This window comes from Enterobacter sp. CFEC122, from assembly GCF_052983755.1.
The window spans coordinates 1-21344 of the sequence record NZ_JBRIQR010000020.1 but is presented as its reverse complement, the minus strand read 5'-3'; the positions used below and the strand labels follow the sequence as shown (position 1 = coordinate 21344).

Below are 21344 nucleotides of genomic sequence, written 5' to 3'. Positions count from 1 at the left end.
TCGCCATGTCGTCAGAATTACAGACCGCTTTCCCTGCACACCGTTTTTCCATTGCGCCAATGCTCGACTGGACGGACAGACACTGCCGCTATTTCCTGCGCCAGCTCTCCCGCCATACGCTGCTGTACACCGAAATGGTGACCACAGGCGCAATCATTCACGGCAAGGGCGACTATCTGGCCTATAGCGAAGAAGAGCATCCGGTTGCCCTGCAGCTGGGCGGCAGCGATCCGGCCGCCCTGGCGCAGTGCGCGAAGCTGGCTGAAGCGCGCGGCTACGACGAGATCAACCTCAACGTTGGCTGCCCGTCCGATCGCGTGCAAAACGGCATGTTCGGCGCCTGCCTGATGGGGAACGCGCAGCTGGTGGCGGACTGTATCAAGGCGATGCGCGACGTCGTTTCCATTCCGGTGACGGTCAAAACCCGTATCGGGATTGACGACCAGGACAGCTACGAATTCCTGTGCGATTTCATCAATACGGTCTCCGGCAAGGGCGAATGCGAGATGTTTATCATCCACGCGCGAAAAGCCTGGCTCTCCGGCCTGAGTCCGAAAGAGAACCGTGAGATCCCGCCGCTGGACTACCCGCGCGTGTATCAGCTGAAGCGTGACTTCCCGCACCTGACGATGTCCATTAACGGCGGCATCAAGTCGCTGGAAGAGGCCAAAGCGCATATTGAACATATGGATGGGGTGATGGTCGGGCGCGAGGCGTATCAGAACCCGGGCATTCTGGCGACGGTCGATCGCGAAATCTTTGGCATCGAAGGTGCAGACACCGATCCGGTTGGCGTCGTGCGTGCGATGTATCCTTACATTGAGCGCGAGCTGAGCAACGGTACGTATCTCGGCCATATCACTCGCCATATGCTTGGGCTGTTCCAGGGCATTCCGGGCGCGCGTCAGTGGCGTCGCTACCTGAGCGAAAACGCCCATAAAGCCGGGGCCGATATTGAGGTGCTGGAACATGCGTTGCGCCTGGTGGCGGACAAGCGATAACTTTCGCTAAAAGTTCGTCAAATTCACCACGCCCTGCGAATTCTCGCGGGGCGTTTTGCTTTAAGAACAACACGTTATGTCTGGCATGATTCTTGTAATGTTTGCTGCATCATTCGGGAACTCGTGGGAGAGCACCATGCTGGAACTACTTTTTGTGATTGGCTTTTTTGTCATGCTGTTAGCAACGGGCATTTCGCTGCTCGGCATTCTGGCGGCTATCGTGGTGGCGACGGTCGTCATGTTTATTGGCGGATTGTTTGCCCTGACGATCAAACTGCTGCCGTGGTTACTGCTGGCCGTCGCGGCGGTGTGGGTGATACGGGCGATTAAATCGCCAAAAGTGCCTAGTTATCAGCGCAATAACCGCTTCCGTTACTAAGGTATTGAGGGGTTCGTCACAGAGTTGTAACTTTTCCGGCAGCCTGGCTTAGAACAGAATAGGATTTACTTATCGAATCTGTCACTATGACTGCCGTTAAAGAATTCATCGCGCTGTACCCTACATACAGCCGAACTAAAAAAAGAAAGGGCTTCCCACGGGAAGCCCAATTTCTTTTTGGGGCTCAGGGAATCAATAAACTCGACCCCTGCGTTGCCCGGCTCTCCAGCACCTCATGCGCACGCTGCGCATCGGCTAGCGGGTATTTCTGCGCTTCTGCCACATCCACCTTAATGACGCCGCTGGCGATCAGCGAGAACAGCTCGTTGCTGGCTTCCTCAAGTTCTTCCCGGTTGGTGATGTAGCCTTGCAGGGAAGGGCGCGTGACGTACAGCGAGCCTTTCTGGTTAAGGATGCCCAGATTCACGCCGGTGACTGCGCCTGACGCATTCCCGAAGCTCACCATCAGCCCACGACGCTGCAGGCAGTCCAGCGACGCTTCCCAGGTGTCTTTCCCTACCGAGTCATACACCACGCGCACCTTTTTGCCGCTGGTGATCTCCTTCAGCCGTTCGACAATGCTCTCTTCACGGTAGTTAATCACCTGCCAGGCGCCCGCCTGCAGCGCGCGCTGGGCTTTTTGGGCATTGCCCACGGTGCCGATCAGTTTTGCGCCCAGCGCTTTTGCCCACTGACAGGCGATGAGCCCGACGCCACCCGCCGCGGCATGAAACAGGAACTGCTCGTCGGGTTTAATTTCATAGGTTTTGCGCAGCAGGTAGTAAACGGTTAACCCTTTCAGAAAGGAGGCCGCCGCCTGCTCAAAGGAGATGGCGTTGGGCAGCAGGGCGGCTTTATCCGCCGGGACGTTGTGGACGGAGCTGTAAGCGCCCAGCGGAGATTGCGCGTACACCACGCGGTCGCCTTCTTTAATATGCTTAACTGCGCTGCCCACTTTGACGACGACGCCGGCCGCCTCGGTGCCCAGTCCGCTCGGCATCGACGGAGGCGGGTAGAGCCCGCCGCGAATATAGGTGTCGATGTAGTTTATGCCGATGGCTTTGTTTTCAACCTGCACTTCGTTTTCGTCAGGCGCGGTGGGGGTGAACTCCACCGCGTTGAGTACGTCAGGGCCACCATGCTTGTGAAATTCAATACGTGTTGCCATGCTTCCTCCAGAATGTGGTAATCTTTCGACCCACTCTTTATCTCGGTAACTCCATTCACTATGGCAGGAAACAAACCCTTCAACAAACAGACTGAACCTCGCGAGCGTGATTTCCAGGTCGCAGGGTTAAAAGTCCCGCCGCACTCGATTGAAGCGGAACAGTCGGTGTTGGGCGGTTTAATGCTGGATAACGAGCGCTGGGACGACGTCGCCGAGCGCGTGGTGTCCGAGGACTTCTACACCCGTCCGCACCGTCATATCTTTACCGAAATGGCGCGCCTGCAGGAGTCGGGTAGCCCGATTGACCTGATCACGCTCGCGGAGTCGCTGGAGCGTCAGGGACAGCTGGACAGCGTTGGCGGGTTTGCCTATCTGGCAGAACTGTCAAAAAACACGCCAAGTGCGGCGAACATCAGCGCTTATGCTGACATCGTGCGTGAACGCGCCGTTGTCCGCGAGATGATCTCGGTGGCGAATGAGATCGCCGAAGCGGGTTTTGATCCGCAGGGTCGCACCAGTGAAGACCTGCTCGACCTTGCCGAGTCCCGCGTCTTCAAAATCGCCGAAAGCCGCGCCAACAAAGACGAAGGCCCCAAAAATATCGCCGACGTCCTCGACGCCACCGTTGCCCGTATCGAACAGCTGTTCCAGCAGCCGCACGACGGTGTGACCGGGGTGAACACCGGTTATGACGATCTCAACAAGAAAACCGCCGGTCTGCAGCCGTCGGATTTGATTATCGTCGCCGCGCGTCCGTCGATGGGTAAAACGACATTTGCGATGAACCTCGTCGAAAATGCGGCGATGTTGCAGGATAAGCCGGTACTGATTTTCAGCCTTGAGATGCCCTCCGAGCAGATCATGATGCGTTCTCTGGCATCGCTGTCGCGCGTGGACCAGACCCGCATCCGTACCGGTCAGCTCGACGATGAGGACTGGGCGCGCATCTCCGGCACCATGGGCATTCTGCTGGAAAAACGTAACATCTATATTGATGACTCCTCCGGCCTGACGCCGACGGAAGTCCGTTCCCGCGCGCGTCGTATCGCCCGCGAACACGGCGGTATCGGCCTTATCATGATCGACTACCTTCAGCTGATGCGCGTCCCGTCGCTCTCCGACAACCGTACGCTGGAGATCGCCGAAATTTCCCGCTCGCTCAAGGCGTTAGCCAAAGAGCTGCACGTGCCGGTGGTGGCGCTGTCGCAGCTTAACCGCTCTCTGGAACAACGTGCCGACAAACGTCCGGTCAACTCCGACCTGCGTGAATCCGGCTCGATCGAGCAGGATGCCGACTTAATCATGTTTATCTACCGTGATGAGGTTTATCACGAGAACAGCGACCTGAAAGGGATCGCCGAAATTATTATTGGTAAACAACGTAACGGCCCGATCGGGACGGTGCGTCTGACCTTTAACGGCCAGTGGTCGCGTTTCGACAACTATGCCGGTCCTCAATATGATGATGAGTAATTTCTAAGGAATTCAAATGCAAGCGGCAACTGTTGTCATTAACCGCCGCGCTCTGCGACACAACCTGCAACGTCTGCGTGAACTGGCACCCGCCAGCAAGCTCGTTGCAGTCGTGAAAGCGAACGCTTACGGACACGGTCTTCTTGAGACCGCGCGAACGCTCCCCGATGCCGACGCCTTTGGCGTCGCCCGTCTTGAAGAAGCCCTTCGCCTGCGCGCGGGGGGGATTACCCAGCCGATTCTGCTCCTCGAAGGCTTTTTCGAAGCCGCCGATCTGCCAACTATCGCGGATCAGCATCTGCACACGGCGGTACACAACGAAGAACAGCTGGCCGCGCTGGAAACCGCTGAGCTGAGCGAGCCGGTGACCGTGTGGATGAAGCTTGATACGGGCATGCACCGTCTGGGCGTGCGTCCGGAAAGCGCCGAAGCGTTTTATCAGCGTTTATGCCGGTGCAAAAACGTGCGCCAGCCGGTGAATATTGTCAGCCACTTCGCCCGTGCCGATGAGCCCGAGTGCGGTGCGACCGAGCGGCAGCTGGATATCTTTAATACCTTCTGCGAAGGCAAGCCGGGGATGCGCTCGATCGCCGCATCCGGCGGTATTCTGCTGTGGCCGCAGTCGCATTTCGACTGGGCGCGACCGGGCATCATTCTTTACGGCGTGTCGCCGCTGGAGAATAAACCCTGGGGACCGGACATGGGTTTCCAGCCGGTGATGTCTCTGGTGTCTACTCTGATTGCCGTGCGTGAACACAAAGCCGGTGAACCGGTGGGCTATGGTGGCACCTGGACCAGCGAGCGCGACACGCGTCTCGGCGTGGTGGCGATGGGCTACGGCGACGGCTATCCGCGCGCTGCACCAACGGGTACGCCGGTGCTGGTTAACGGTCGCGAGGTGAAGATCGTTGGCCGCGTGGCGATGGACATGATTTGCGTCGATCTGGGGCCAGAAGCGCAGGATAAACCCGGCGACGATGTGGTGATGTGGGGGGAAGGTTTACCCGTTGAACGTATTGCTGAAATCACTAAAGTGAGTGCTTACGAACTTATCACCCGCCTGACGTCTCGGGTGGCGATGAAGTACATCGACTAACATTTCATTCCAGGGAAGGATAATGTCCCCTTCAGAAATCGCTGCATGTCTGGCCTATGCTCTCTCCGTCTGGCTGGCCGCCAGAAACAATATCCATACGTGGTGGATAGGCATCATCGGTAGCGGGCTTTATGCCTAGGTTTTCTATTCTGTGCAGCTTTATGCTGACGTTACCCTTCAGTTCTTTTTCATCATAACGAGCATAACCGGCTGGCTGCATTGGCTTAAAGGCAATCATGGAGAGGTCTTGCCTGTTCGTCGTACCAGACCGGGACATTTTTTTATGCTTTTAGCCTGCGCCGTAAGCGTAGCAGCGGCGTACGGGTGGATATTGCATCTCTATACCAATGCATGGGCCCCCTGGCTGGACTCCATCATTTTGACATTCAGCATTCTTGCTCAGTTTATGTTGATGGGACGGCGTCTGGAAAACTGGTACATCTGGCTTGCCGTTAACACGCTGGCAGTACCGCTGTACGCGACGAGAGAACTGTACCTGACCGCCGGTTTATATCTGGTGTTTTGGTTTAATGCGTGGCACGGACTGTATCAGTGGCGCAAGGAGATCCGTGCGCAATGACGCTGTATGCCAACGGCCTGGTGGTAGGCAAATTCGCACCATTACATGCAGGCCATGAAGCGCTTATCAATACGGCACTTGAGCAGTGCGAGACGGTCTGTATCATCAGCTATTCGTCGCCGGAAATACGCGGTTACGAACCTGAAAAGCGGCTTAACTGGTTAACAACGCGCTTTCCGCAATGTCGCCACCTCGTGCTTTCGCCGCATGTGTTGGCTGCATATGGCCTTGCGCCACCGCCACCGAATGACGCTGATGACGATCTTCACCGGCATTATGTTGCAACGTTGTGTGAGGACATTTTGCACTGTCAGCCAGAGGCGGTATTTACTGCCGAAGACTATGGGGACGGGTTTGCCGCTGTCCTGAGCCAGCGTTTCGGACGACCGGTTGCGCACGTGCGTCTCCAGCGTCAACGGGGACCAGAGGCCCCTTCGGGAACGCTCATCCGTTCTGATGTTCATCGTTATCGTAAGATGATGTCCCCAGAGGTGTACCGCAGCTTTGTTTTTCGTATCTGCTTATTAGGTGGAGAATCGACGGGCAAAAGCACGCTAGCAAAAGCTCTGGCGCAGACGTTAAACGTTCCGTACGTTGCAGAGTATGGCCGTGAACACTGGGAAGCGAAGAACGGTATCCTGGATCGGGAGGATTTGCTGCATATTGCCCGCGAGCAAGTACGTCGGGAGGCATTAGCCTGCACGGCGCCTTATCTGGTCTGTGATACCTCACCTTTAACGACCCTGTTTTACGCACTCGATCAGTTTGGCAGCGCGCCGCAGGCGTTAAAGGAGTTAGCTGAACGAGACTATGCGCTGGTCGTACTTTGCGGAGATGAATTTCCGTTTGTGCAGGATGGCACCCGGCAGGGCGAGGCGTTTCGCCACCGACAGCAAGTATGGTATGAAGCAGAGCTGTCGGCACGAAATATTCCTTTTCTGCGCGTGCGGGGCTCACTGCCTGAGCGAATCGATCACATTTGCCGATATATCCAGGGACCGATCTGATATCGCTCTCGACCTTCATCTGCTTCCGGTTTATTGTTGAAATCCCTGCCTCATCGAATTCCGGAGAACCATCGCGTGTTTCAGAAAGTTGACGCCTATGCCGGCGACCCTATCCTCTCCTTAATGGAGCGTTTCAAAGAAGATCCTCGCAGCGACAAAGTGAACCTCAGCATCGGTCTGTATTACAACGAGGATGGCATTATTCCTCAATTAAAAGCCGTTGCCGAAGCCGAAGCGCGTCTGAACGCGGTTCCACACGGCGCGTCTCTTTATCTGCCGATGGAAGGGCTAAACGCTTATCGCAACACCATTGCACCGCTGCTGTTCGGCGCCGATCACGCTGTGCTCGCGCAAAAACGCGTGGCGACTATCCAGACGCTGGGCGGCTCGGGTGCGCTGAAAGTCGGTGCAGACTTCCTGAAAAAATATTTCCCGGATTCAGGCGTGTGGGTCAGCGACCCGACGTGGGAAAACCACGTTGCGATCTTCGAGGGCGCGGGCTTTAAGGTGGCGACCTATCCGTGGTTCGACAGCGAAACGAACGGCGTGCGCGTTGACGCGCTGCTGGAAAAGCTGAACACGCTGCCAGCGCGCAGTATTGTGCTGCTGCACCCATGCTGCCATAACCCAACCGGGGCGGATCTCACCAATGCCCAGTGGGATGCGGTGATCGAGGTGCTGAAGACCCGCGACCTGATCCCGTTCCTCGACATTGCCTACCAGGGCTTTGGCGCGGGTATGGAAGAAGACGCCTATGCCATTCGCGCCGCTGCCAGCGCCGGGCTGCCTGTTCTGGTGAGTAACTCCTTCTCTAAGATCTTCTCCCTGTACGGTGAACGCGTTGGTGGCCTGTCCGTGGTGTGTGAAGACGCCGAAGCGGCGGGCCGCGTGCTGGGCCAGCTGAAAGCGACGGTGCGCCGTATCTACTCCAGCCCGCCAAACTTTGGTGCTCAGGTGGTGGCGACGGTTCTCGGTGACGAAACGCTGAAAGCGTCCTGGCTTGCCGAAGTGGAAGCGATGCGTAAGCGCATCCTGTCGATGCGTCAGGCGCTGGTTAACGTCCTGAAAGAGGCCGTGCCAGGGCATAACTTTGATTATCTGCTCAAGCAGCGCGGGATGTTCAGCTATACCGGACTGAGCGCGGCGCAGGTCGATCGCCTGCGCGAAGAGTTCGGTGTCTATCTGATCGCCAGCGGCCGTATGTGCGTGGCGGGCCTGAATGCCGGCAACGTTCACCGCGTGGCGCAGGCGTTTGCAGCTGTGATGTAAGTACTCACTACTTTTTATCTCCCTCTCCCTGTGGGAGAGGGCATCAGGCCGCAGAAAATCTTGCCCGGTGGCGGCTGCGCCTGCGCCTTACCGGGCCTACATCACTCATCCACACTTTGTGATCGTCTTCTTTTTATTCCGCTTCATAAGCAAAAACTCCTTCCCTTCACCTCCCGCTGGGGTTAAGGTCGGATAGTTTTTTGACCATTCACTCAAAATAAAACGATAACAAGCTGAATATTCAGGGGAAAATATGCGCAAGATCACACTGGCGCTCAGCGCCGCCTGCTTATTGTTCTCACTTAATAGCGCCGTCGTCGCACGTGCCTCGGCGCCGACGCCGCTTTACACCGGCACCACCGCCGCCATGCTTGCCGAACAGGCGCCCATTCACTGGGTCTCCGTGGCCCAAATCGAAAACAGCCTGATGGGACGCGCGCCAATGGCCGTGGGCTTCGACATTGACGATACCGTGCTGTTCTCAAGCCCTGGCTTCTGGCGCGGCAAAAAAATGTATTCACCGGACAGCGAAGCGTATCTGAAGAATCCGGAGTTCTGGGAAAAAATGAATAACGGCTGGGACGATTACAGCATCCCGAAAGAGGTCGCCCGGGCGCTTATTGCTATGCACGTTAAGCGCGGTGACAGCATTTACTTCGTTACCGGCCGTAGCCAGACCAAAACGGAAACCGTCTCCAGAACACTGCAGGACGATTTCCAGATCCCGGCTGCCAATATGAATCCGGTCATTTTTGCGGGTGACAAAGAGGGGCAAAACACCAAAATCCAGTGGCTGGAAAAGAAAAACATCAAAGTGTTTTATGGCGATTCGGATAACGACATTACCGCCGCGCAGGATGCTGGTGCCAGAGGGATCAGGGTGTTACGCGCGTCTAACTCGACCTATCGACCGCTGCCGATGGCCGGAAAGTTTGGTGAAGAGGTGATCGTCAACTCGGAGTATTAAGCCTCTGGCAGCGAGTTTGACTCTTTTTTAATCAAATCTCGCTGCTGCGGGTTTTACCTTTCGCCTTCTTGCTGCACACTTAGAAAGATTCATCTTTCATTACGGAGCAGCAGATGTGGTACCAACAGACCCTGACCTTAAGCGCTAAACCACGCGGTTTTCACCTGGTGACGGATGAAGTCATCGGGCAGCTCCGCGACCTGTCGCGGGTCAAAACGGGTTTGCTGCATCTGCTGCTTCAGCATACGTCTGCCTCTCTGACGCTGAATGAAAATTGCGATCCCACCGTCCGGTCTGACATGGAGCGGCATTTTCTGAAGAGCGTCCCGGACAACGCGCCCTACGAGCATGACTATGAGGGGGCGGACGATATGCCTTCGCATATCAAATCTTCCCTGCTGGGCGTATCGCTGATGCTGCCGGTCCACAACGGACGGCTGCTGTTGGGCACGTGGCAGGGGATCTGGCTGGGAGAGCATCGCATTCACGGTGGTTCGCGTAAAATTATCGCCACGCTACAAGGGGAATAAAGATGACAATTTCGGAGATACTTCAGTACTGCATGAGCAAGCCCGGCGCGGAGCAGAGCGTCCATAGCGACTGGAAAGCCACGCAGGTTAAGGTGGGGGATGTGCTGTTTGCGATGGTGGAAGAGGTAGAGGGCCGTCCGGCGGCGTCGCTGAAAACCAGCCCTGAACTGGCGGATTTACTGCGTCAGCAGCATGATGACGTGAGGCCGAGCCAGCACCTCAATAAGGCGCACTGGAGCACCGTCTATCTGGATGGATCGATTCCAGGCTCGCAAATTTACTACCTGGTGGACGCGTCCTATCAGCAGGCGGTTGAGCTGCTGCCGGAAACGACCCGACAGCAACTCTCCGTGTGACAATTACAGCAACGGTTTAAGGAAGCGCGCGGTGTGCGAGGCTTCGCACTCTGCAACGGTCTCTGGCGTACCGGAGACGAGGATTTCACCGCCGCCGCTGCCGCCTTCCGGGCCAAGATCGACAATCCAGTCCGCGGTTTTAATCACGTCCAGGTTATGCTCGATGACCACGATGGTGTTGCCCTGATCGCGCAGCTGATGCAGCACGTCCAGCAGCTGCTGGATGTCGGCAAAGTGCAGACCGGTGGTCGGCTCATCCAGGATATACAGCGTCTGGCCGGTGCCGCGTTTTGACAGCTCGCGCGCCAGCTTCACGCGCTGCGCTTCACCGCCGGACAGCGTCGTGGCGGACTGCCCCAGACGAATGTAGGTCAGGCCGACGTCCATCAGCGTCTGCAGCTTACGCGCCAGCGCAGGGACGGCGTCAAAGAACTCACGCGCCTCTTCGATGGTCATATCCAGCACTTCGTGGATGGTCTTGCCCTTGTACTTAATCTCCAGCGTTTCGCGGTTATAGCGCTTGCCTTTGCACTGGTCGCACGGCACGTAGATATCCGGCAGGAAGTGCATCTCAACCTTGATCACGCCGTCGCCCTGGCAGGCTTCACAGCGGCCGCCGCGCACGTTAAAGCTGAAACGGCCTGGCGTATAGCCGCGTGAACGCGCTTCCGGCACACCGGCAAACAGTTCACGTACGGGCGTGAAAACACCGGTATAGGTTGCCGGGTTAGAGCGTGGCGTACGGCCAATCGGGCTCTGGTCGATGTCGATAACCTTATCGAAATGCTCCAGCCCCTGAATGTCACGGTACGGTGCCGGTTCGGCCAGCGTCGCGCCGTTCAGCGCCGTCTGCGCAATCGGGAACAGCGTATCGTTGATCAGCGTCGACTTACCGGAACCGGACACGCCGGTAATGCAGGTAAACAGGCCCACCGGCAGCGTCAGGGTAACGTCTTTCAGGTTGTTGCCGCGCGCGCCGGTCAGCTTCAGCACTTTTTCCGGGTTCGCCGCCACGCGCTGTTTTGGTACTTCAATCTTGCGCTTGCCGCTCATGTACTGGCCGGTCAGCGACTCGGGCACCGCCATAATGTCCTTCAGCGTGCCTTCCGCCACCACCTGGCCGCCGTGCACGCCAGCGCCCGGGCCGATGTCGATCACGTGGTCTGCGGCGCGGATCGCGTCTTCGTCGTGCTCCACCACAATCACCGTGTTGCCGAGGTTACGCAGGTGAACCAGGGTGCCGAGCAGACGTTCGTTATCGCGCTGGTGCAGGCCGATGGACGGCTCATCGAGCACGTACATCACGCCCACCAGGCCCGCACCAATCTGGCTCGCCAGACGAATACGCTGGGCTTCACCGCCGGAGAGCGTTTCTGCCGAGCGTGAAAGCGTCAGGTAGTTCAGGCCGACGTTCACGAGGAACTTCAGGCGATCGCCAATCTCTTTCAAGACTTTTTCAGCGATTTTCGCGCGCTGGCCGGACAGCTTCAGGTTATTGAAGAAGTCCATCGCGTGGCCGATGCTCATGTCTGAGATGGTCGGCAGCGCCGTATTTTCCACAAACACGTGGCGCGCTTCGCGACGCAGGCGCGTGCCCTCGCAGGTGGCGCAGGAGCGGTTGCTGATGAACTTCGCCAGCTCCTCGCGCACCGCGCTGGATTCGGTCTCTTTGTAGCGGCGCTCCATATTGTGCAGCACCCCTTCGAACGGATGGCGGCGCACGGAGGTATCGCCGCGATCGTTCATATACTTGAACTCGATGTTCTCTTTGCCAGAACCGAACAGGATCACTTTGTGTACGTTCGGGCTCAGGCTGGCCCACGGCGCTTCCACGTCGAACTTGTAGTGCTCCGCCAGCGACTTCAGCATCTGGAAGTAATAGAAGTTACGCTTGTCCCAGCCGCGAATGGCGCCACCCGCCAGCGACAGCTCCGGATTCTGGATCACGCGGTCCGGGTCGAAATACTGCTGGACGCCCAGACCGTCACACGTCGGGCAGGCGCCCGCCGGGTTGTTAAACGAGAACAGGCGCGGTTCCAGCTCGCGCATGCTGTAGCCGCAAATCGGGCAGGCAAAGTTGGCGGAGAAGAGCAGCTCTTCCGCCTGCGGGTCGTCCATGTCGGAAACCACGGCCGTGCCGCCGGAGAGCTCCAGCGCCGTTTCAAACGATTCTGCAAGACGCGTGGCGAGATCGTCACGCACCTTAAAGCGGTCAATCACCACCTCGATGGTGTGCTTCTTCTGCAGTTCCAGCTTGGGCGGGTCGGACAGGTCACACACTTCGCCGTCAATACGGGCGCGGATATAGCCCTGGCTTGCCAGGTTCTCCAGCGTTTTGGTGTGTTCGCCCTTACGCTCTTTAATGATTGGCGCCAGCAGCATCAGGCGTTTGCCTTCCGGCTGCGACAGCACGTTATCCACCATCTGGCTCACGGTCTGTGCCGCCAGCGGGACGTCGTGGTCCGGGCAGCGCGGCTCACCCACGCGGGCATACAGCAGACGCAGGTAGTCATGAATTTCAGTAATGGTACCGACCGTGGAGCGCGGGTTATGCGACGTGGACTTCTGCTCAATAGAGATAGCAGGAGACAACCCTTCAATGTGGTCGACATCCGGTTTTTCCATCAGCGACAGGAACTGACGCGCGTACGCCGAGAGCGATTCAACGTAACGACGCTGTCCTTCGGCATACAGAGTGTCGAAAGCCAGTGAGGATTTGCCAGACCCCGAAAGCCCGGTCACGACAATGAGTTTGTCGCGAGGGATTATGAGGTTGATATTCTTGAGATTGTGGGTGCGGGCGCCCCGAACTTCGATCTTATCCATTCACCTTTCCCGGTTGGAACACGGATTGCCTGGTTTGTTTGAAGGACAAACGGCTGTCAGAAACGGCTAATTATGACACAATTTGACCTGTTTGAATATACAGTATTGGAATGCATTTTCTGACGGACTGTGTAACAATGTTATGTTCGCACGAGAACTCTGGAATCCATCTCGCAGCTATCAAAATGCAGCGTGGAAATGGTACACTCGCGCGTTTACACTATTAAGAAACGTATTCAGGAGACACGAACATGGCCAGCAGAGGCGTAAACAAGGTGATTCTCGTCGGTAATCTGGGCCAGGACCCGGAAGTACGCTACATGCCGAGTGGTGGCGCAGTTGCCAACATTACGCTGGCTACTTCCGAATCCTGGCGTGATAAAGCGACCGGTGAGATGAAAGAGCAGACCGAATGGCACCGCGTTGTGCTGTTTGGCAAACTGGCAGAAGTGGCCGGTGAGTATCTGCGTAAAGGTTCTCAGGTCTATATCGAAGGCCAGCTGCGTACCCGCAAATGGACCGATCAGTCCGGTGCTGAGAAGTACACCACTGAAGTCGTGGTTAACGTCGGCGGCACCATGCAGATGCTGGGTGGCCGTCAGGGCGGTGGCGCACCAGCAGGTGGCGGCCAGCAGCAGGGCGGTTGGGGTCAGCCTCAGCAGCCACAGGGCGGCAACCAGTTCAGCGGCGGCGCGCAGTCTCGTCCGCAGCAGCAGTCTGCTCCGGCGCCGTCTAACGAACCGCCAATGGATTTCGACGACGACATTCCGTTCTGATTTGTGCGTCCTTCAAACAAAAAACCCAGACATCGTCTGGGTTTTTTTATTCCATAAAGGGATCAGGTAATCACCATTGGCCAGTCTGGTGGCGTGTGGCTCATCGCTTCAACCATCACCACTTTGATATTTTCCCAGACGGCGGCGATATCCAGCAGGGTAATGCCAAGCAGCCCCGTTGCAAACCAACATGCTGCACCCAGCCCCAACAGCGTGCTGATGACAGCGAGACCCGCGTAGTCAGATTTACGAAACTGAATGTTCAGCGTGCTGGCCAAAAACATCAGTACCGCACTCAACAAAGGCCAGCGCAGGAGAACCATGCTGGTAGTAATGGTTGCCATAAACCCATCCTCTACAAAACAGACGACCTGAATGAAACGGTGTTTCTCGTTACAGAATATGTGTGAACTATATCACATTTGTTGATTTATTCGCCAGTGTCTGTGCGATCAAAAAACGGTTTTTATTCCTCAGGTAAAGAGTGTGTGCAGGCTGGCCCTGCCTTCGGCGCGCGAGGAGGCGCCCCCCAGCGTGCCGGAAACGTCCATCGGGCTAGTGGTGATACCTCAAATTCGGTTTTTATAAGAGGGGCTCAGTCGAATCATAAAATAGTGCGGCGAAGACTGATTATTTATAAATCAACGCACACAATGCCCCACAGTAAATAGCATAAAACGTCATGATAAAGGTGCGCTTTTTTCATGCTGCCAGAAGTTTGGCTTAATCAACGATCGTCTGTTGTGTTATCTTCCCTCCGCCCTCGAGGGCTGGATAATTATTTTCCTTAATTGAAACGGAACGAATACTTACAGTTTCACTTACGGGAAAATATTATCGTCATAACGAAATTTAAGATTTTTAATACGAAAAGTCAGTTGCTAACTTCGCATGATTCATGCAACGTAATCACCTGTTTAACACAGCATCCGGCCTTCATTACTACAGGCGTACAACATGCAGGGATATAGGGCGGGAAATGAATCGTAGCGCGCGGCGCAAGATGCTCAGGGTGGTAGGGATCATCATGGTAGTTATGCTGCCGGTGATGCTTGCGCTATGGTTTGCCCAGCTAAGAGCCGTGTCTGAAACAAGCGCCCAGCTACGGACATTTGCTGAACTGGCTTTAGACAAAACTGAGCTGGTTATACAACAGGTTGATCTGGCCCGGGACGAGGCCGAAAAATATCGGGGCGAGCTCTGTACCCCGGGACACCGTCAATATATGTTGAACGTTGTTCGTGGTCGCCTGTTTGTTGCCGATTTAATTTACGCTGAAGGTCAGAATTTTCTTTGTTCGACCGTTTTTACACCGGATCAACCCTACGCCATACCCGTCGCTAATTACACGCGAAAACCTGACGTCGCTATCTATTATTATCGCGACACCCCATTTTATACTGGCTATAAAATGACATATATGCAGCGCGGAAATTATGTAGTGGTCGTTAATCCACTTTCATACAGCGAAGTCATGTCCGCGGATCATTCTCTCTCGTGGGGGGTTTACGACACGGTAACCAATGCTTTCTTTTCCGTCAGTCAGAAAGCCAACGTTTCGTTATTAAATTCGCTGATTCGGGATAAGGAATCGGTATTTCAAAAAGATAACCGCTTTTATACGATCGTCACATCCCCTAAAAGACCGATTGCGGCCATCGTGTCGACATCGAATAAACGCTTTTATGAAACGCTTTATCATCAGGCGACATTAACGCTGCCGCTGGGCATGATCTGCAGCATTATTATTTTGTTGGTCTGGTCCCGTACTCATCGTGAGCTTAATTCGCCGGGGCGTTTACTGCACCGGGCGCTGAACAAACGCCAGCTTTGCGTGCACTATCAACCGATTATTGATATCAAGAACAACCGGTGTGTCGGCGCGGAGGCGTTGTTACGCTGGCCGGGTTTTAACGGGCAGGTGATGAGCCCGGCTGAATTTATTCCGCTGGCTGAAAATGAGGGGATGAGCGAGCGGATTACGGATTACGTCGTTGAGGAAGTGTTCAGCGATTTGGGCCATTTCCTGGCCGAGCATCCGCATCTCTATATTTCGATTAACCTGTCGGCCACGGATTTCCACTCCTCGCGGCTGATCGCCATGATTTCTGAGAAGGCTCGCCACTACGCCGTCCGCGCGCAGCAAATCAAAATTGAAGTGACGGAACGCGGTTTTATCGATGTGCCTAAAACCACGCCGGTGATTCAGGCTTTCCGTCAGGCGGGGTATGAAGTGGCGATCGATGATTTCGGTACCGGCTATTCGAACCTGCACAACCTCTACTCGCTGAACGTCGATATTCTGAAAATCGACAAATCGTTTATCGATACCTTAACAACCAACAGCACCAGCCACCTGATTGCCGAGCATATTATCGAGATGGCGCAAAGCCTGCGGCTGAAAACCATTGCGGAAGGGGTCGAGACGGCAGAGCAGGTGAGCTGGCTGTTGAAGCGCGGCGTCCAGTTTTGTCAGGGATGGCACTTCGCGAAAGCGATGCCGCCCCAGGAATTTATGACCTGGCAGCAGCAACCTTTGCACTGAGAGTAATTAATTCAACTGGTGGCGATAGTCGCTCGGCGTGCGGTCAAACTCGCGGCGAAACACGCGGGAAAAGGTTTGTTGCGACACATAGCCAAGATCCATCGCGATATCAAAAATCGGCCGCTGCGTTGAGCGTAGCGCCTGCGCCGCCAGCAGCAGCCTGCGCTGACGAATGTACTCACCCAGCGTCTGATGCATGACCGTGCGGAACATTCTCTGTAAATACCATTTCGAATAGCCCGATTTTTTCGCGACCACATCAATGTTCAACGGTTGGTCGATATGATCGTCAATCCATTCAATAAGCGTCTGAATAATCTGCTGATGCGACATAAGGTTGCCCCTCTGTAGATACAACTTTCTCGGTTGATTCGTCGTTTTCTCTGCGGGGGAGTATAATTCCTCAAGTTAACTTGAGGTAAAGAGGTTTTATGGAAAAGAGATTGCCGCGCATTAAAGCGCTGTTAACCCCCGGCGAAGTGGCAAAGCGAAGCGGCGTTGCGGTATCGGCGCTCCACTTCTATGAAAGCAAAGGGTTAATTAAAAGCATCCGCAACGGCGGCAACCAGCGTCGCTATACTCGCGACGTGCTCCGCTACGTGGCGATTATCAAAATTGCGCAACGAATCGGCATTCCCCTGGCTACCATTGGAGAAGCATTTGGCGTGCTGCCGGAAGGGCATACGCTGAGCCCGAAAGAGTGGAAAGAGCTTTCATCCCAGTGGCGAGAAGAGCTGGACAGGCGTATCCATACGCTGGTCGCGCTACGCGATGAGCTGGACGGTTGTATCGGCTGCGGCTGCCTGTCGCGCAGCGACTGCCCGTTGCGTAACCCCGGCGACAAACTGGGCGAGCAGGGGACGGGAGCGCGGTTGCTGGAAGAGGATTGAGATCGGTTTGCCGGGTGGCGGCTGCGCCTTACCCGGCCTACAACACCGAGAACGTAGGGCGGGTAAGCGAAGCGCCACCCGGCAAAACCCCGCATAATAAAGAACTAAAGCGCCACGAAGGGCGCTTTAGTTTTTCCCGGTCTTTGTCTTTCTCTCTATCCCGCTGGTTCACGGGAGGGTTTCCCCCGACGTCAGCACCCCTCATGTCGAGCTGGTTGGGGAGGTTCCGGATTGTGCTGACACTTTAATTCTATGCAAGACCCGTTTTTTCGCCAGCGTCGCTGACCGGTTTTTAGCCGAATTTTTTTCGCGGTGTTGTTCGATTTTCTATAGTTAAAAAGTATGAATAACAGGAGAAAACCATGCTCACGGTACACCACCTTAACCAGTCGCGCTCGCACCGCGTGATCTGGGCGCTGGAAGAACTCGGTCTGCCTTATGAGATCGTTCACTATCAGCGCGAAAAGAACATGCTTGCGCCGGAGGCTCTCAAAAAGGTGCATCCGTTGGGCAAATCGCCGGTCATCGAAGATAACGGGCTGATCCTCGCGGAGTCTGGCGCCATTCTCGAGTATCTGCAGGAAACATACGATGCCGAATCGCGGCTTAAGCCTTTAGATCCGGCGCATAAGGTGCAGTATCGCTTCTGGCTGCACTACGCGGAAGGATCGCTGATGCCGCTGCTGCTAATGAAGCTGGTCTTCAGCAGTCTCGGCAAGCCGCCGGTGCCGTTTGGTATCCGAACCCTGGGCAAAGCGCTTGGGCAAGGGGTGCAGAAAGCGTACCTTAACCGCCAGCTGGAAACTCATGCGCGCTTTATTGAGTCGCACCTTGCTAAAAATAGCTGGTTTGCCGGGGATTCGCTCAGCATGGCCGACATTCAAATGAGCTTCCCGATCTTTGCCCTGCTGGCACGCGGCGGTATCGACAACCTGCCGCATAGTCAGGCATGGAAAACGAAAGTTGAAAACAGCCCCGGCTGGCAACGAACCCTGGCACAAGGGGGACCGTTATCCATTCCGGGTGAGGATTGAAATGTAAACAAATTGCGCATAGACGATAACGTTTGCGCATCCTCTGTTTATTTCTTCAGCGTCATAAGGGAATTTTAGCGAAAAACGATAAAGTTCAGTTGAAAAGGGCGGGGATTAGGCTAGATAATCGTTTGCCTTAATTTGACCACCCGTTTGTAAGCGCGGAGCTAAACGTTTGCTTTTTCTGTGACGCCCTTTCGTCGCAAACGCAACACAAGGATTTGACGTTTAGCTGGCAGTGGCGTCTCCACCTCGCTTACGGACTTCCTAAAAAACTCTCAGGGGATGTTTTCTATGTCTACGCCATCTGCGCGTACTGGCGGTTCACTTGACGCCATGTTTAAAATTTCGGCCCGCGGCAGCACCGTGCGCCAGGAAATCGTTGCCGGTTTGACAACGTTTCTGGCGATGGTTTATTCCGTCATCGTTGTGCCGGGTATGCTGGGCAAAGCGGGCTTCCCGCCAGCGGCTGTCTTTGTGGCGACCTGCCTTGTGGCCGGCGTGGGCTCTATCGTGATGGGCCTGTGGGCGAACCTGCCGCTGGCGATTGGTTGCGCCATCTCCCTGACCGCGTTTACCGCGTTCAGCCTGGTGCTGGGCCAGCACATCAGCGTACCGGTTGCGCTGGGCGCCGTGTTCCTGATGGGTGTGCTGTTTACCGTTATTTCAGCGACCGGCATCCGTAGCTGGATCTTGCGCAACCTGCCGCAGGGCGTGGCGCACGGTACCGGCATCGGCATCGGCCTGTTCCTGCTGCTGATCGCCGCCAATGGCGTCGGTCTGGTTATCAAGAACCCGCTGGACGGCCTGCCGGTTGCGCTGGGCCACTTCGCCAGCTTCCCGGTGATCATGTCGCTGATCGGCCTGGCGGTGATTATCGGTCTGGAAAAACTGAAAGTCCCGGGCGGCATTCTGCTGACCATTATCGGCGTGTCCATTGTGGGCCTGATTTTCGATCCGAACGTCCACTTCTCCGGCATTTTCGCCATGCCGTCGCTGAGCGATGACAAAGGCAACTCTCTGATTGGCAGCCTCGATATCGTTGGCGCGCTGAACCCGGTGATCCTGCCAAGCGTGCTGGCGCTGGTGATGACCGCCGTGTTTGACGCGACCGGTACCATTCGTGCGGTGGCCGGTCAGGCGAACCTGCTGGATAAAGACGGTCAGATTATTGACGGCGGCAAAGCGCTGACTACGGACTCCCTGAGCAGCGTCTTCTCGGGCCTGGTGGGCGCAGCGCCTGCGGCGGTGTACATCGAGTCCGCAGCGGGTACGGCGGCGGGCGGTAAAACCGGCCTGACGGCGATCACCGTGGGCGTGCTGTTCATGCTGATCCTGTTCCTCTCCCCGCTCTCCTATCTGGTTCCGGCGTACGCGACCGCGCCAGCGCTGATGTACGTTGGCCTGCTGATGCTGAGCAACGTGGCGAAAATCGACTTTGCGGATTTCGTTGACGCGATGTCTGGACTGATTACCGCGGTCTTCATCGTACTGACCTGTAACATCGTGACCGGCATTATGATCGGCTTCGCGTCGCTGGTGATTGGTCGTCTGGTCTCCGGTGAATGGCGCAAGCTGAACGTTGGCACCGTTGTGATTGCCGTTGCGCTGGTGGCGTTTTACGCGGGCGGCTGGGCAATCTGAGTTGTCCTTTGATGCGAAAACGGGTGGCTCAGGCCGCCCGTTTTTATTTTCAGGACTCATCCTGTTGCCTTTTGCGTTACTCTGGGGAAGATAGAATAAAAGGCACGACGCCTTCCGGAGTACATAAGCAACACAGCAAACAGGGAACGCATGGAAATCTTCTTCACAATACTCATCATGACCCTTGTGGTCTCGCTATCCGGGGTGTTTACACGCGTACTGCCCTTTCAGGTCCCCCTGCCATTAATGCAAATTGCCATCGGTGCGCTGCTGGCGTGGCCAACGTTTGGCCTGCACGTGGAATTTGACCCCGAACTGTTCCTCGTGCTGTTCATCCCGCCACTGCTGTTTGCCGATGGCTGGAAAACGCCCACGCGCGAGTTCCTTGAGCACGGGCGAGAGATCTTCGGCCTGGCGCTTGCGCTGGTGGTGGTCACCGTCGTCGGGATTGGTTTCCTGATCTACTGGACGGTACCGGGTATCCCGTTAATTCCTGCCTTTGCGCTGGCCGCCGTGCTGTCGCCAACCGATGCCGTGGCGCTGTCCGGCATTGTGGGCGAAGGCCGCATTCCGAAGAAAATCATGGGGATTTTACAGGGTGAGGCGCTGATGAATGACGCCTCCGGCCTGGTTGCCCTAAAGTTTGCCGTGGCCGTTGCGATGGGCACGATGGTCTTTACCGTCGGCGGCGCGACGCTGGAGTTCTTTAAGGTAGCCATCGGCGGTATCCTGGCGGGCTTCGTGGTGAGCTGGCTGTACGGCCGCTCATTGCGCTTCCTCAGCCGCTGGGGCGGCGATGAACCCGCGACGCAGATCGTGCTGCTGTTCCTGCTGCCGTTCGCCTCTTATCTGATTGCCGAACATATCGGCGTGTCGGGCATTCTGGCCGCGGTCGCGGCAGGGATGACCATCACCCGCTCCGGCGTGATGCGCCGCGCGCCGCTGGCGATGCGCCTGCGTGCCAACAGCACCTGGGCGATGCTGGAGTTTGTCTTTAACGGCATGGTGTTCCTGCTGTTGGGCCTGCAGCTGCCGGGCATTATGGAATCCTCGCTGGTGGCGGCGGAGGCCGATCCGAACGTTGAGGTCTGGATGCTGTTTACCGACATCGTGCTGATCTACCTGGCGCTGATGCTGGTGCGTTTCGGCTGGCTGTGGACGATGAAAAACTTCAGCGTCCGCTTCCTGAAGAAAAAACCGATGGAGTTCGGCTCGTGGACAACGCGTGAGCTGCTGATTGCCTCTTTTGCGGGCGTACGCGGGGCGATAACCCTCGCCGGTGTGCTCTCCATTCCGCTGCTGCTGCCGACGGGCGATGTCTTCCCGGCGCGTTACGAGCTGGTGTTCCTGGCGGCGGGGGTGATTCTGTTCTCCCTGTTCGTCGGCGTGATTATGCTGCCGATTTTGCTCCAGCATATTGATGTTGGCGATTCGACCCAGCAGCACAAGGAAGAGCGTATTGCGCGTGCGGCCACCGCCGAAGTGGCGATTGTCGCCATCCAGAAAATGGAAGAGCGCCTGGCCGCGGATGCGGAAGAGAACATCGACAATCAGCTGCTGACGGAGGTGAGTTCCCGCGTAATTGGTAACCTGCGTCGCCGCGCGGACGGGCGTAACGATGTGGAAAGCTCGCTGCAGGAGGAGAACCTGGAACGCCGGTTCCGTCTGGCCGCGCTGCGCTCAGAGCGTGCCGAACTGTATCACCTGCGCGCCACGCGCCAGATCAGCAACGAGACGCTGCAAAAGCTACTGCACGATCTGGACCTGCTGGAAGCGCTGTTGATAGAGAATCAGTAGCGCGCT

General features: G+C 56.2%; 19 protein-coding genes and 1 pseudogene. 16 read left to right on the top strand and 4 right to left on the bottom strand.

The features are described from left to right. Window positions 1-5: 5 nt before the first annotated feature. Window positions 6-1001, top strand: coding sequence for a tRNA dihydrouridine(20/20a) synthase DusA (gene dusA, locus ACVCAM_RS15145; protein WP_407222969.1), 996 nt, complete (start codon window positions 6-8; stop codon window positions 999-1001). 136 nt (window positions 1002-1137) lie between these two features. Further along, complete coding sequence (gene pspG / locus ACVCAM_RS15140) at window positions 1138-1380, top strand: envelope stress response protein PspG (protein ID WP_023293521.1); 243 nt, start codon at window positions 1138-1140, stop codon at window positions 1378-1380. A gap of 184 nt (window positions 1381-1564) precedes the next feature. Here pspG and ACVCAM_RS15135 read toward each other — a convergent pair whose 3' ends face one another. Then, window positions 1565-2548, bottom strand: a complete 984-nt coding sequence (locus ACVCAM_RS15135; RefSeq protein WP_407222970.1) for a quinone oxidoreductase — start codon at window positions 2546-2548, stop codon at window positions 1565-1567. A gap of 60 nt (window positions 2549-2608) precedes the next feature. Here ACVCAM_RS15135 and dnaB point away from each other — a divergent pair, with 60 nt between their 5' ends. The 8 genes and pseudogenes from dnaB to ACVCAM_RS15095 all read left to right on the top strand — a co-directional run bounded on the left by dnaB (window position 2609) and on the right by ACVCAM_RS15095 (window position 9826). Further along, complete coding sequence (gene dnaB, locus ACVCAM_RS15130; protein WP_008503375.1) at window positions 2609-4021, top strand: replicative DNA helicase; 1413 nt, start codon at window positions 2609-2611, stop codon at window positions 4019-4021. Between the two features lie 16 nt (window positions 4022-4037). Beyond that, window positions 4038-5117, top strand: coding sequence for an alanine racemase (alr, locus tag ACVCAM_RS15125; RefSeq protein ID WP_008503376.1), 1080 nt, complete (start codon window positions 4038-4040; stop codon window positions 5115-5117). A 22-nt stretch (window positions 5118-5139) separates the two neighbouring features. Then, window positions 5140-5697 (top strand): annotated as a pseudogene (pnuC, locus tag ACVCAM_RS15120) (nicotinamide riboside transporter PnuC). Then, window positions 5694-6704, top strand: coding sequence for an AAA family ATPase (locus ACVCAM_RS15115; protein ID WP_008503378.1), 1011 nt, complete (start codon window positions 5694-5696; stop codon window positions 6702-6704). The pseudogene pnuC and the gene ACVCAM_RS15115 overlap by 4 nt, the downstream one beginning before the upstream one ends. Before the next feature lie 75 nt (window positions 6705-6779). Further along, on the top strand, window positions 6780-7973 hold the full coding sequence (tyrB, locus tag ACVCAM_RS15110) for an aromatic amino acid transaminase (protein ID WP_063453163.1): 1194 nt from the start codon (window positions 6780-6782) through the stop codon (window positions 7971-7973). Window positions 7974-8226: 253 nt separating this feature from the next. Beyond that, window positions 8227-8940, top strand: coding sequence for an acid phosphatase AphA (gene aphA, locus ACVCAM_RS15105; RefSeq protein WP_023293517.1), 714 nt, complete (start codon window positions 8227-8229; stop codon window positions 8938-8940). Window positions 8941-9053: 113 nt separating this feature from the next. Then, window positions 9054-9470 (top strand): secondary thiamine-phosphate synthase enzyme YjbQ, encoded by a 417-nt coding sequence (locus ACVCAM_RS15100; protein WP_008503381.1) that lies wholly within the window; start codon window positions 9054-9056, stop codon window positions 9468-9470. A gap of 2 nt (window positions 9471-9472) precedes the next feature. Further along, the gene (locus ACVCAM_RS15095) at window positions 9473-9826 is read left to right on the top strand and encodes an MmcQ/YjbR family DNA-binding protein (RefSeq protein ID WP_407222972.1); all 354 of its coding nucleotides are present in this window, start codon (window positions 9473-9475) and stop codon (window positions 9824-9826) included. Between the two features lie 3 nt (window positions 9827-9829). On the opposite strand, the gene uvrA is transcribed toward ACVCAM_RS15095, so the two are convergent. Beyond that, a complete protein-coding gene (uvrA, locus tag ACVCAM_RS15090; RefSeq protein ID WP_008503383.1) occupies window positions 9830-12652 on the bottom strand; it encodes an excinuclease ABC subunit UvrA in 2823 nt (940 codons plus the stop codon). 251 nt (window positions 12653-12903) lie between these two features. On the opposite strand from uvrA, the gene ssb1 reads away from it, so the two are divergent. Further along, window positions 12904-13428, top strand: coding sequence for a single-stranded DNA-binding protein SSB1 (ssb1, locus tag ACVCAM_RS15085; protein WP_008503384.1), 525 nt, complete (start codon window positions 12904-12906; stop codon window positions 13426-13428). A 62-nt stretch (window positions 13429-13490) separates the two neighbouring features. On the opposite strand, the gene ACVCAM_RS15080 is transcribed toward ssb1, so the two are convergent. Further along, the gene (locus tag ACVCAM_RS15080) at window positions 13491-13772 is read right to left on the bottom strand and encodes a YjcB family protein (RefSeq protein WP_008503385.1); all 282 of its coding nucleotides are present in this window, start codon (window positions 13770-13772) and stop codon (window positions 13491-13493) included. A 635-nt stretch (window positions 13773-14407) separates the two neighbouring features. Between ACVCAM_RS15080 and ACVCAM_RS15075 the strand changes: the two genes are divergently transcribed. Continuing rightward, on the top strand, window positions 14408-15973 hold the full coding sequence (locus tag ACVCAM_RS15075) for an EAL domain-containing protein (RefSeq protein ID WP_023293514.1): 1566 nt from the start codon (window positions 14408-14410) through the stop codon (window positions 15971-15973). A gap of 6 nt (window positions 15974-15979) precedes the next feature. Here ACVCAM_RS15075 and soxS read toward each other — a convergent pair whose 3' ends face one another. Continuing rightward, on the bottom strand, window positions 15980-16306 hold the full coding sequence (gene soxS, locus ACVCAM_RS15070) for a superoxide response transcriptional regulator SoxS (RefSeq protein WP_008503387.1): 327 nt from the start codon (window positions 16304-16306) through the stop codon (window positions 15980-15982). A gap of 98 nt (window positions 16307-16404) precedes the next feature. On the opposite strand from soxS, the gene soxR reads away from it, so the two are divergent. From soxR to ACVCAM_RS15050, 4 genes are all read left to right on the top strand, one after another. After that, a complete protein-coding gene (gene soxR / locus ACVCAM_RS15065; protein ID WP_008503388.1) occupies window positions 16405-16863 on the top strand; it encodes a redox-sensitive transcriptional activator SoxR in 459 nt (152 codons plus the stop codon). 362 nt (window positions 16864-17225) lie between these two features. Further along, window positions 17226-17897, top strand: coding sequence for a glutathione S-transferase family protein (locus ACVCAM_RS15060; RefSeq protein ID WP_008503389.1), 672 nt, complete (start codon window positions 17226-17228; stop codon window positions 17895-17897). A 294-nt stretch (window positions 17898-18191) separates the two neighbouring features. Continuing rightward, window positions 18192-19541, top strand: coding sequence for a guanine/hypoxanthine transporter GhxP (gene ghxP, locus ACVCAM_RS15055; RefSeq protein WP_008503390.1), 1350 nt, complete (start codon window positions 18192-18194; stop codon window positions 19539-19541). A gap of 150 nt (window positions 19542-19691) precedes the next feature. Next, entirely contained in the window at window positions 19692-21338 is a 1647-nt protein-coding gene (locus tag ACVCAM_RS15050) for a Na+/H+ antiporter (RefSeq protein WP_407222973.1), read from the top strand. Window positions 21339-21344: the final 6 nt, after the last annotated feature.